Annotated in this window: 8 protein-coding genes; all 8 read right to left on the reverse strand. The window is 40.4% G+C overall.

The window, feature by feature from the left end; all coding sequences use genetic code 11:
* Positions 1-25: 25 nt before the first annotated feature.
* Entirely contained in the window at positions 26-4987 is a 4962-nt protein-coding gene (locus tag NSQ29_RS22375) for a DUF4132 domain-containing protein (RefSeq protein WP_339269080.1), read from the reverse strand.
* Positions 4988-5003: 16 nt separating this feature from the next.
* On the reverse strand, positions 5004-5423 hold the full coding sequence (locus NSQ29_RS22380; RefSeq protein ID WP_339269078.1) for a hypothetical protein: 420 nt from the start codon (positions 5421-5423) through the stop codon (positions 5004-5006).
* Positions 5424-5576: 153 nt separating this feature from the next.
* Positions 5577-6716: a DUF4303 domain-containing protein gene (locus NSQ29_RS22385; RefSeq protein WP_339269076.1), complete on the reverse strand. Its 1140-nt coding sequence runs from the start codon at positions 6714-6716 to the stop codon at positions 5577-5579.
* Between the two features lie 599 nt (positions 6717-7315).
* Positions 7316-8026, reverse strand: a complete 711-nt coding sequence (locus NSQ29_RS22390; RefSeq protein ID WP_341126122.1) for a DUF7832 domain-containing protein — start codon at positions 8024-8026, stop codon at positions 7316-7318.
* Between the two features lie 139 nt (positions 8027-8165).
* Positions 8166-8768: a hypothetical protein gene (locus tag NSQ29_RS22395; RefSeq protein WP_341126123.1), complete on the reverse strand. Its 603-nt coding sequence runs from the start codon at positions 8766-8768 to the stop codon at positions 8166-8168.
* A 995-nt stretch (positions 8769-9763) separates the two neighbouring features.
* On the reverse strand, positions 9764-11392 hold the full coding sequence (gene groL / locus NSQ29_RS22400; RefSeq protein ID WP_042185277.1) for a chaperonin GroEL: 1629 nt from the start codon (positions 11390-11392) through the stop codon (positions 9764-9766).
* A gap of 78 nt (positions 11393-11470) precedes the next feature.
* A complete protein-coding gene (gene groES, locus NSQ29_RS22405; RefSeq protein ID WP_036676506.1) occupies positions 11471-11752 on the reverse strand; it encodes a co-chaperone GroES in 282 nt (93 codons plus the stop codon).
* Positions 11753-12190: 438 nt separating this feature from the next.
* The gene (gene tatC / locus NSQ29_RS22410) at positions 12191-12958 is read right to left on the reverse strand and encodes a twin-arginine translocase subunit TatC (protein ID WP_042193366.1); all 768 of its coding nucleotides are present in this window, start codon (positions 12956-12958) and stop codon (positions 12191-12193) included.
* Between the last annotated feature and the right edge of the window lie 83 nt (positions 12959-13041).

Below are 13041 nucleotides of genomic sequence, written 5' to 3' on the forward strand. Positions count from 1 at the left end.
TAATAGAAGTGGTGTGAGAGCTTATTTATGATTGCAATTGCATTAGAATCTGCGGATCTTTAATCTTCTTATCCTCGGCCAACATCACGATCTTCGACAGAATTTCTGCTGTCTTCGGATCTTCATCAATAAAGGGTAAGAATATACGACCTCTATGCTGTGAATGAACAGGAATGATATGCATAGCTCCTGTAGCTTGTCTGTAAACCATACCGCTGCCCAAATGTACTCCATACTCGCCAAGGGCACCTTCAATTCGAGCATAATTACCATCTAAACGAACATTATCAATCTTCAATAGACGCAGTGACTCTTTAACAATCACTCTCCGCATCTCAATCGTTGTCAGACTGGCTTCTGGATCGACACCGCCAACATGAGCGACACTCACGACTAAATCTATGTCGCGCATCACTTCTGAGAATAAAATGGGAGGAACCTTATCCAAGGTGACGCTCTTATACGTGTTCCGATCCAAGAATTGAACGGTTTCCAGCGTAGGTGCTTCAATCTCCGAAGGAGAAAACCAATCCGCCATCGCATAAAGGTTCGCAATCAAATTCTCAGCGTAGTATACCTTCTGCAGTCCCTCTTCATAACTAACTGTCCACTGCCTGCCTTTAAGCAAGGAGACCGTTTTTCTTGGCTGCACTTGGTGCCCCGCATATCTGCGGGAAATCGTACCCTGAGCCTGCTCGTCTGCATTCGGAACATACAACTCACGGAACACCTGCTTAAATGGTTGACGAAGTTGACGATCGAACAAGTCCTTCTGATACTGACTCCAAAGACCGCTCTCGTATAAATGAAAGGGGTGCGCAATAAGGAGCTCTTCTGAATCTCCTATAAGCATTAATGAACCCGCTGGATCAATAAGCCCTCCTGCAGTTGCATCGAAGTATCCCAATATCTCTCCCGACTTAAACACCAATGTCCGCAAAAGAGGTGTGATCACTGGATTCCCTGATAACCCCTTCAATTCCTGTAAAGTGAATGTATTCCCTGATTCCATGGAACGTTCTAGCTCCTTGCGGGCTCTCCGATACTGATCTGTTAGTTCCGACTTCATTTCTTTCAATGCCGCAACATATTCATCCTTCTTATACTTAGCCGGGATGGCTTTCAGCTCTTTCCCTTTTCGAGTAATGCCAATCTCTGATTGTCCTTCTTCATCAATAAGAAGCTGTACTGTCGTCTCCTCATCTAGCTTATATGGCTGGAAATAAGATTGCATATCGTCCAGCTTTCGTGCTTCCATATCCCACATCAGCCGAATTACATCTCCATATCCGGCATTTCTCGCCAAGTTGCCAAGTGCAATTTGCGAAGTCATACTTTCACTTGCCCGGCGCTGAGCGCCAAATTTCTTACTTTGCGTTAGAAAACGCTGGATAAATTCATAGCGTTCACGAATATCTTGCTCACGATTGTTAGCTAGTGGAATAAGGCTATAGCTGAGCAAGTGATCCTTATTTCGTTTCTCTTCTACTGACTTCTGTATTTCGATGATATCGAGCTTCCCCAATGTCGCATCTGCGAAAAGCTGTGATCTTCGGTGATTAGCTCCAGCCGAAATATATTTAGCGCAATCGTACAATAAGTCGAATCGCTTCTCTCTCAACGTATCATATGCCTCTTTAAACCACCTTATATCAAAGGCGCCATCATTAAAGTCCTGCGCTAAAATCGGTGAATAATGCGCCACAACCGTTTCTTTCTCGGCGGAGAAGCCCTCGTTAATATGCGCATGGAAATACCAAGCTGCACTGCGCAGCCCATCCCAATTTAAATATTTTGCTACAATATCTAACCACTGAGGGGCATACATAGCAGCTTCTAGCAGCCTTTTCTCCGAAATATCAAGACCCTCCAGCAATTGTTTCAAGAGTGTATCCTCTTCACCTTTACGTGGATAACTGATCTTGAGCAGATGACTGAAAGATTCCTTCTTCGTAATACTATCCCCATATCCATAGACATAGCCGCGGATGAAGGTTTCTTGCTGCAGCCCAGATAATATATGAATGAAATGCTCCATACCCTCGATCCGCTCCAGCCCCATGGCCAGAGGTGTTACCTCAGTAGCTAGATCACCACGTTCGAGCTCTACCTCTAGAATCCTCTCCACAACCGTCTCACGAATCGCAACTAACTCAGGCTTATGATCTATCCAATCATATCGTTTAGATGTAATATTGCGAATATGATTGCGACTGTCTTGACTTCCTACTAATTCCCGATATACTTCCCCTGTACCGATCATTCCGGCTTCAAAAGCACGTAAGTAATCCTTAAGGTTAAGTACCGAATCAACCTTCTCATTTGGATTCATGATATTAAATGTATAGAAAGTATGGAACATTCGCTTAAAGCTGTCATCATCATACACTCGACTACGGGCCATAGAGAACCATGGATTCGCTAAGAGCTTCAATATCCCCCACTCTTTGGATACTTTCTCTTTAGGCATCGCTTGCATCACAGCACTCAAGGCATTTATCGTAAAGTCAAATGTTATGCTTTTATCGCTATCCATGAAGTAAGCAAAAAGCAGGCTACTGATCTGACTAGTATACTTAAATCCTTTGAGCGCATCTTTAATCTCTTGAATTTGAGTAATAGGATATAACTGCTCCGCAAACTCCTTACGCGAACCCTCTAACAGCGTATGTTTCTCAAGCTCAGCGTAATCCACCTCATCAGAGAAATACCGATAATAATGGTTCAGCGTCTGATCAAGGGGGTCCAGTATGGAATAGAAGTAGATCTCCATTAATTCAGAGGCCGCTAAATTACTCCGCTCTAAGTAATCTCTCCAAACCTCGTGCAGAGGATATTTCGTAAGCTCCGCTGTATCGTCCTCTTCCTCTTGAAATGGATGAATCCTTCTTAATTCTGTACCCAACAGCAGCGTATCCTTGTAACCAGAGTAATACTCTACCTCATACTCAACATCACGATGATTATGAATTTCTTGCTCCAGCCCAGAGAGAAAACGGATCACATCTTCAATAGGCATAGTGAAGATATTCTTCCAGTCGAATTCTCCTATTACCGGAGTCTCTGTAAGCCAAGGCTCGATAACCAACGGATCAAATAGACCGAAGCCATTCGCTGCTGTATATTCACTTTTTTTACTAAGCCTCCCGATCAACCGCTGTTCCTTTTGCGTGGGGTTCTCAATTAATTTAGGCAGCGAACTCAAGACTTCATACTGCTTCGTACGTTCATTATCCTCAAAAATCTCAACAATCGTCTCCAACGCCGCCAGTCTCTGCAATTCACTCTTACCTTGCAATAACCTAGTTAGTGAGACGGTAACATTGTCCTCGGGCTGACGCAACAGCAGCTCGATAGCACTTTGGCGTAAGGAGCCTGTCTTCAGCTTCAATAAACCTTCCACCAGCATCAACTCTTCGTCCGATAACGTCAATTTTTTCGCCTTATCGAGTGCATGCTCGCGGTTACTCATGCTCTTATCTGATAAAGAGGCAAATATGAATTCACGCTGGATGGAATGATCCATATTCTGCATGAAATGAGATAGCAGCTCTCCACGCATATCCGCACTTAATCGATCCTTCAAAGCAATAATTTGGGCGAGCCATTCACTGTCCATGTCATAAGCTATAAGGTATAGCATTTTGCGAATAGGGAGGTCTGGAGTGTAATAAACATGTGCAAAATCCAACACTTTTGAAGGAGCAGATATCTCTTTGTGAGTACCGCCTAGGAACATCGTCTTAAGCTGTTCAAATTCACGTCGACGTTCCTCCTTGTTCTCTAGAAGAGGTATACGATCAAACGTAATACTTGGCGCATCATCATTCTCTCTTTGCCATACACGTCTGTATTCATAACAATAATTGGATAGAATCCAATACTGTAATTCTGAATCCGCAGCATCTAAGTATTGTCGTGCAATTCCATAACGAACATCGTTATTCTTACTGTTAACGAGTACATACTGCGCTATGATCTTCTGATATAGCTCTCCGTGCTCCATCAAATACTCAATTTTACTAAATAAGTCACGTTCTTCAAATACCGCTGTAGCCCATAAGCTTAAATAGACATGATTCGCATTAGTACTAGACAACCAGGACTCACGTACGGATTCATCATTCAGAGATTGATAAGCTCCTTCAATAAGCTGCCCGGCTATGCGCTGATTTGTTGATTCCAGTCCCATACCTGTCCATACGCCTAGCGCTCTCACGACAGAACTATAGCGAACAAATCCTTGGTCAACGATAACCTTCAGCATGTACAGATTCGCTTTCAACGTTCCCTCGTCCATTTGTTCCACAATGGATTGTCGAAGCCCCTCTTGCAACCGTGAAGCAGCCAATAGCTCGCCCATCATTACATACAATTCCTCATGATGACTCATAAATATCCCTTTGATCATTCCGTGAGTAAGTAACGCCGTTTGGTTGTCTCCATATACAATTTCCTTAAGTGCTGCAAGTACTTCTGTATTGTTACGATCTAGCTCGTAAGCAATAACGTCACTAATCGTTTGTGCCAACTCATAATCCTGCTTCAAAGGATAGTCCGCCAAAGTCAAATAATCGATAATATCAAATTCATAACAATCCATAGAGATGAGCGAACTCATCTTGTTAATCACTTGCCCCACGTGGGCACTCCATTCCGATGTACGAAATGGTCTGCGTGCGTATCCCGTATTATATGGATATTCCGTTGCATGACCAGCAATATATGCCAAGACTTCTCCCGTGTACTCATTCGTAAGTTGCTTCACAACTTTCACCAGCGGCTCGAATAATTGATCGTTATTCCCCGCAGCGAGTGAATGCAATATCTCTTCGCATTTCAAAAAAATATGATGATCCTGACTCACATGTATCATTTGACCCAACTCAACCACTAACTTCGCTAATGGAGAAAGATGAGGGTCTAACCTCTCAGCTCGCTCTTGTAATGATGCATAATAACGCTTCTTTCGTTCCTGCTTCTCCATCGTTCATTGTCTCCCTTCACCATAGGCTTCCAGCTAACATTATGAACCTGATAAATACAATTTCGTCCTCTTCCATAAGCTTAAGCGGTGATTCCAAATGACTATTCTCTTCTTCACGAATAAATACTTTATATAGCCCATCTTCAAAAGCTAATAATGCGGTCTCTACTGCTTTGGCAAGACCAGGACTCTGTTCATTATACACCGAGCCAAATCCTACCTTTCCACTCTCTCCGCGCTCCTCAATCTCCGTTTCCGTTAAGAATGGAATCAGCGCAGTACTCTGTTGCTTCTCGGTTAGCTTCTGCACATTCAAGATAACAACTTCGGTAATGAGCTCCTTCAGCGTTGTCGGAATGACTGGAAGCTCTATTGGAAGCCTTGTCAGTACATTTTTACGCTTACCCAAGCTTTTAACCGTTACGTACAATTTCATAGAAGAATTCTCCACCTTAAATTTAAATATGAAATCCATTTGGGAACGGTCAAACCTCAAAACAAATTGTGCAGATTATTACTCCCCATTAAATAGCTTCTTTAGTGTGACAATATCGTTAACCGCTACTAATATATCTCCATCCTCTTAAAGTCAGTTTTTTATTGTATTTCTTTCAATAATAGTATTAAGATCTTTTTGGACATTATCTATAAACTCTTCTAGAAAAGCATCGAAGGAGGCATTATCAATTAGCTGTTTAATTAAGCTGATCTTGGAAAGTAAATCTTCATTAATTTCAAGAAATTCCAATGCTTTTAGGTATATTCCAATTTTGTTTATGTTCATTTTGTTGTTCAAATCGCTTTCTATAACTCTACTTAATCTAGAAATACATTCTAGAGCTAGATCATCTCCTAGCTTTTCCAAATCCTTAAACACTTGATACTCTGTTTTTAAATACTGATAAGGAGATCCTTTCTTGAACTCTCCTTGAAGAGCTTCTTCCCAAAAATCTAAAATTTCTTTAATGCTTTTACTATTAATATGATCTAAATGAATTTCAAATTGTTTGTCTTTGTCTTTCAACTCAGGAAAACAAGTATAAAACAAATCTGGTTGTATTGTTTTTCTCATCACTAGACTGAAATCTACATAATCATTTCCTGTCGCTGCATAATGGATAAAGTTTTTAGATTTATTTAATTTGTCTAATTCAAATGCTGTTCCCAGTCTCTTTATTGCATTTAATGCAGCATGGAAAAACCCATCATTGAAAATCCTTTTTTCATATACGATTACAGGTATGTCTTCATCCGACAAATCTTCTAAATGGTCTACATACTGTAAGTCACTTGCAATCTCTTCACATTCCTCGATGATTTGTTGACTTGTCCCCATATCGCTTGGATACAGTTGATACGTGAAATCACCTTGATTATATTTAATTTCTTGTTTCTTCTTTTCGGAATAGCTCGAATAATGTCTATCTACATAATTTCTAAATGAATCTTCTGTGTTTATGTAAATATAAAAACTGTTATGCTCATCCGCATACAGATTGAAAGCATATACATCTTTGTTATCCTCTGAATTTGCAAATTCATTAATGACATACTTGCAGCCTTCAAACAATGCATCTTCCAGCTCCTGAAATGTTACCAATTGAACATCTGATGGAACCTTATCTGCATATACAATTCGCTCGTCATCAGTCTTTATATAGTATCCAGATTCAACTCTTGTTGGATTACCATCTAATAGTTGGCACACACCTGTGTAGTATAAATTCATTAGAAGCAGCTCCCTTGTAAACCTATTAATCATTGTAAGTCCTAATTCTTAAGCCATTCATGTACATCTTTAATTTCATGTAATGTAGTATTCCATTATATTCAATTACTTCGGATATAATTTTCCATCTACTAAATCAAGCAAAACGCTTTGGCCTTCTTTATATTGAATGAAGTATTCACTTTAATCAAATCTAGGATCTTTCTTAACTCTTTGAAATTGTCTCTTCAAAATATTCATAATTAATCATACCAATTTCCACCAATTTAATACATAGTAATTGAAATGTGCACAAAAAAGAACCTTCTCTTAAGGAAGCCCCTCATTTTAAATTATTAAATCTTCCCTATATATCCTTACTACGCACTCCACATGTGTTGTATAAACACTGAAAACAAGTTACAGGAATAGTATTTGCTCAATGAAGGGGCGGCTGACAACAGTTGCTCTTTTATTATCCCCCCACCCAGTGCCTGACGAAATAGTTATTACATTTGAGCCGAAGTTAAGGCTTGTTATACCCATCTAAAAATTTCACGAATGTCTTTCTGTACGTACAAGGAAGAAAAATGCAGGTGAATTCCACGTAATGAATCATCCTATATCTTTTGTATTCTCTCCCAAAATTCTTTAAAACGTTGTTCAATTACAGGTTCAATCAAGTCATAATTTTCCCATGTATTAGCAACATGATAAAATGTAAGTCCAACTCCTTGAAAGGTATGGACATAGTCTTCGGCTGCATAAATGTCCTTTTTAATATTCAAATATTCATTGACGAATGGTTTAATCTCATCTGCAAGTTCTTGGGTTGAAAACACGCCGTCCAGACATTTTCGATAGAATTCAGCACCCGTAAGCTGCTTCTGCTTTACTTTCCCTATTTCAGTAGCGAACTGATACTCTATTTCCTCTGAAAACCAATTATTATTAATTAACCAAGTGATGAACATGCCCGTAGCGGTGTAAGCAGCATCTTTTGTTAAATCCTCCGGGAAATCCCCTTCATAGTGCCACTTCGCTTTATCTAATACACGATCCTCAGGAATCATTATTGCATCTAGAATCGATTCAGGCTCTTCGATATATCCTTTCGCTTGGTATTCCAGAGACAATTGCTCAAGCTGATAAAGCGCTTCTTCCATTGGATATTGTTGATACACCGCATTCGTGGTTTTTTTCCGTAATGTTAACCGGCCTTTCACGATATTTAAAATATGTAGATCTGACGAAGTCTCCGTGATCATCAAATGAATATATTGTTTATAATTCTCGCTCGGTTTTGTAAGCAATATTCTCTTCGGATTCAATTCTTTTTCCTCCTTATACATTTCATAAAAGGGATCGGCAAATTACAAGTTCCCTTTAATCGCAATTTCATCGACCTGCTCTAGCGTTGCTTTCCCCCACCGACTTACATAATCTATAAATGAATTAATTAGGAAATACTTATACTCTGCCCCAAAATTCATCAATCATTTTCGTGGTTTCTTCTAATGACCGAAGTTGGACAGGATTTCCTTTTTCATCTATCGTAAAATGTCCTTTGAAAGCATCTGGCATTGTATTGTATTGTTTTTCTTCTTGTGCATATGCCTGAATAAAACAAGCGTATCCAAATCTATTTACTAAATACGGTAACCCAAAAGCAGAACGAATCAACTCATATTCTTGATAGTTATATGGTGTATTTTCAGGACGTTTCATCAGAATTTCTATGAACTTAGACATCAGTTTCTCTACTTCTTTTTCAGTAGCATAATTCGCGTATCCTCGGATTGCAGTCAATCTCATATCTAGATAGCGTTCTTTTTTAAAGGCTTTGAAGAAAAAATCCTTTAAATCAATATCTTCACAAAACACAAGTGCTATCATTATTGTGTTACGAATATACAATTTTTTTGCTAAAGAATATAGTTCTGTTAAAAATTCAACATCTGCACTTGACAACGCTATGGTCTTGCATTTTTCCAGCAACTGTTGAAAATTAATTTTATTTTCAAATCCCTTTTTTTGAGACATTTTCTTGAGCTCTTCAATTATGTCTGGCATTTGATGTATTCCTCCCAATAATTGTTATACGTAATCATTTTACAGCATTTCCAAAGAACAAGATTTGGAGCGTGGTAGGCGTGCAAGTACAACATTCGTTCGTTATTGGAAGTGATGCTCCCTATTCCTTGAATTTTTCAGTATATATTCAAGATGTATATTTAAACAATAAAAATGATGTAAGTAAAATTCCTAAGTTTCCATATATCGATGTGGATAAAGAGGAACGTTAGCGATATATCACGTGACCACACTATACCTAATGGGTACATATTTTAGTTCAAGAATTAAAATAGTACCATAGCGGACTTAATAACAAAAAGAGGGGTTCGCCGCCCCTCTTTACTATTTCCACCAATATATCCCTTATTTAAGACCCTGCTTCACCAACAGTGAACAACACTCCACATGTGTTGTATGCGAGAACATAGTTAATTTGGTTCCCATATAAAACGTCGAGTTAAACCCTTTATTTATAAGGTTTTTTTCTTTTCAAGTATGGTTCTGTTTGGCTACACTCCAGTCTCAAATACAGCTTTCGTCCCCAGTGCCATGTAACACTTTAATTTTCATTTGCGAATTTGATTTCTTACTCAACCTATAAGAAGTCCACTTTGATCAGTGTCAACACTGTACCAACAGACTTGTTTGCCTTGGAATATTCTATGAATGAAATTTTAGAATCGGTTTGATTCGCATATCGTCGATCTCCCTGTATACCTTCGAAATAAGGATGTTAAAATTACCCATCAGAGCCCCTCATCATTCAAAAGGGCATTCCCCCATCTCCTATAGCTAGAGGCTTACTAAAACAATACGCCAATTATAATTTAATCCAATATGAACAAGATGTCTAACCAGATATTTGACGATCTAAAAAAGAGGCTTCTCACAAAGTTCAAATTGAACTCGTGAGAAGCCTCTTTTTATTCATTGTGGTCAAACGGCGTTTCTCTTGCGGGAAACCCTCGATGTTACAGGCTTTACAGCCTATATTACATCATGCCGCCCATTCCACCCATGCCGCCCATATCAGGCATACCTGGTTTTTCTGGTTCTGGCTTGTCAGCAATTACTGCTTCAGTAGTCAAGAACATAGCAGCTACGGATGCAGCATTTTGAAGCGCGGAACGAGTTACTTTAGCAGGGTCAACGATACCCGCTTCGAACATGTTCACCCACTCGCCAGTAGCAGCGTTGTAGCCGATGCCGATAGCTTCTTTTTTCAAGCGATCCACGATAACGGAACCTTCTTGACCAGCGTTAGCTGCAATGGTACGAACTGGTTCTTCGAGCGCGCGAAGCACGATGTTAACGCCTGTTTTCTCGTCGCCAGTTACATCTACAGCAGCAACAGCATTATATACGTTCACAAGAGCTGTACCACCACCAGAAACGATACCTTCTTCAACCGCAGCGCGAGTTGCGTTCAGGGCGTCTTCGATGCGAAGTTTACGCTCTTTCAATTCAGTTTCAGTTGCAGCGCCAACTTTGACAACGGCTACGCCGCCAGCCAATTTAGCCAAACGCTCTTGCAATTTTTCTTTGTCGAACTCGGAAGTTGTTTCTTCCAGTTGAGCACGAATTTGGCTTACGCGAGCATTGATGTCCGCTTTGTCGCCGCTTCCGTCTACGATTGTTGTGTTTTCTTTAGTTACGCGTACTTGACGTGCGTTACCCAGTTGTTCAATGGAAGTGCTCTTCAGATCAAGACCGAGCTTCTCAGTGATCACTTGACCACCAGTCAGGGCAGCGATATCTTGCAGCATAGCTTCGCGGCGGTCGCCAAAGCCAGGAGCTTTAACAGCAACAGCGTTGAATGTTCCACGCAGTTTGTTCACGATCAACATGGCTTGTGCTTCGCCTTCGATATCTTCAGCGATAATAACAAGCGGTCTAGCTTGTTGAACGATTTTTTCAAGCAATGGAAGGATTTCTTGAGTGCTGCTGATTTTTTTATCAGTGATCAAGATGTATGGGTTCTCCAGAACAGCTTCCATTTTGTCCGTATCAGTAATCATGTACGGGGAAATGTAACCGCGGTCGAACTGCATACCTTCTACGACTTCAAGTTCAGTAGCGAATCCACGGGATTCTTCAACAGTGATAACACCGTCTTTACCTACTTTTTCCATAGCTTCAGCAATCAATTGGCCCACTTCTTCGTCAGCAGCAGAGATAGCAGCTACTTGAGCAATAGCTTGGGAATCTTCGATTGGCTTAGCGATTTTTTGCAATTCTTCAACTGCTGCACGAACTGCTTTGTCGATCCCTTTGCGAATAACCATTGGGTTAGCGCCTGCAGTTACGTTCTTCAGACCTTCACGGATCATAGCTTGTGCCAGAACCGTTGCAGTTGTAGTACCGTCACCGGCTACATCGTTAGTCTTAGTAGCAACTTCTTTAACCAGTTGAGCACCCATGTTCTCGAATGCATCTTCAAGTTCGATTTCTTTAGCGATAGTTACACCATCGTTAGTGATAAGCGGGCTACCAAATTTCTTCTCAAGTACCACGTTGCGACCTTTTGGTCCAAGTGTAACTTTTACCGCATTTGCCAAAGCATCTACACCGCGCAACATAGAGCGGCGTGCTTCTTCACTAAATTTAATTTCTTTAGCCATTGTGTAATTACCTCCTAGAATTTTTTGTATATCACGTTACTTTAAGTAGTTTAGATTTAGCTTATAATCGACTCTCGCTTAGTCAAGAATCGCGTGAATGTCGCTTTCTTTCATAATCAAATATTCTTTACCTTCGTATTTGATTTCTGTTCCTGCATATTTAGAGAAAAGAACACGGTCGCCTTCTTTTACTTCGAGTGCTACACGTACTCCATCTTTCAAAGCTCCGCTACCTACTGCAATAATAGTTCCTTCTTGTGGCTTTTCTTTCGAGGAGTCCGGAAGCACAATCCCGAATGAAGTGGTTTCCTCCTGCTCGCTCGGTAGCACCAATACGCGTTCACCTAAAGGTTTGATCATGAAAAAATAGCCTCCTTTAAAATTATGTTATTTTGCTTCAAAACATAGTTTAGAACTTACCTGTCTTACTTCAAAATCTCTGGTGTTTATGAAAAATATCAATTGGACGCTATGAATATCTGGTCCATCTCATATTTTCCATAAGCATTAGCACTCGACAGCTTGTAGTGCTAACAACAATTTTTATGATACTCAACTTGAGCCCGGATTTCAAGTCCTTTTACACAAATTCGCATTTGTTTTCGTAAAAAATAACGTTTCACTGGTTGTCCTAGGCACACACTCTATACATTCTATCCACAGGGTGTGAAAATATGCGTATGATTTCAGTAGTCTCAACTGTACCACCTACGCCCGAACATTTCAAAAAACGGGGGTTTAAAACAAAAGAACTGTCTCTTTCGTAGAAAAATCTACTTAGTGACAGCCCTCTTATCATCATTCCTCACTCTTGGTGTACTGAGCTTCCCTTGCCGCATCCGCAGCAAGCTGTTTGCGATAGACGAAGGCGGACAGGAATACGCTGAACTCATACAACACAAGCAGTGGAATCGTCACCAGAAAGTCTGAGATGAAGTCCGGAGGAGTGATGACTACAGCAATAAAGACAAGCGTGAAATAAGCGTATCGACGCATTTTACGCAAGCGTATCGGGTTAAGAACCCTCAGTTTGGTCAGAAACATCACCAACAGCGGTAGCTCAAACAACAGCGCTAAAGGTAGCACCAGACTGAACATGAAGTTGAAATATTGCGCAATTCCGTAGGTCTCTTCCAGTCCCATACTCCGGGTGATAGAGATTGTGAACGAAAGCGCCATTGGAAATACAACATAATAAGCAAAAGAAAGTCCGATTAGAAAAAGAACAAAAACATAGGGTACATAACGTAGTGTTGCACTACGCTCTTCCGGTCGTAAGCCCGGACTAATAAACGCCCACAACTGATAAGCAATAAAAGGAACTGAAATGACTAATGAAACCGCCATTGCGATCTTCATATACATTCCGATACCATCCCAGAATGAGAACGCATGCAGAACAAACCCTTGCGCTAGATCTGTACTAATTAAATAATCGTAGATTGGCTTGGCACAGAACAGCCCCCCTACCAATCCCAAAACAAATACAATCAGCACATAAATAATCCGTTTACGCAGCTCGGTGAGATGATCCACCACCGACATTTCTTCCGATTCGAGAGACATCCTGACACCATCCCATGACAAGAATAGAAACGCCACACCGACTTTATGTATAGCTGTGCCCGTTTCTGCAGAAAGCAGCAACC

Origin of the sequence: Paenibacillus sp. FSL F4-0236, assembly GCF_038000135.1 — a bacterium.
Lineage (GTDB): Bacteria > Bacillota > Bacilli > Paenibacillales > Paenibacillaceae > Paenibacillus_AQ.

Bases quoted from the DNA above. Each gene is read 5' to 3' on its own strand.
- NSQ29_RS22375 (WP_339269080.1), bottom strand. From the start codon at position 4,987: ATGGAGAAGCAGGAACGAAAGAAGCGTTATTATGCATCATTACAAGAG.
- NSQ29_RS22380 (WP_339269078.1), bottom strand. From the start codon at position 5,423: ATGAAATTGTACGTAACGGTTAAAAGCTTGGGTAAGCGTAAAAATGTA.
- NSQ29_RS22385 (WP_339269076.1), bottom strand. From the start codon at position 6,716: ATGAATTTATACTACACAGGTGTGTGCCAACTATTAGATGGTAATCCA.
- NSQ29_RS22395 (WP_341126123.1), bottom strand. From the start codon at position 8,768: ATGCCAGACATAATTGAAGAGCTCAAGAAAATGTCTCAAAAAAAGGGA.
- groL (WP_042185277.1), bottom strand. From the start codon at position 11,392: ATGGCTAAAGAAATTAAATTTAGTGAAGAAGCACGCCGCTCTATGTTG.
- groES (WP_036676506.1), bottom strand. From the start codon at position 11,752: ATGATCAAACCTTTAGGTGAACGCGTATTGGTGCTACCGAGCGAGCAG.
- tatC (WP_042193366.1), bottom strand. From the start codon at position 12,958: ATGTCTCTCGAATCGGAAGAAATGTCGGTGGTGGATCATCTCACCGAG.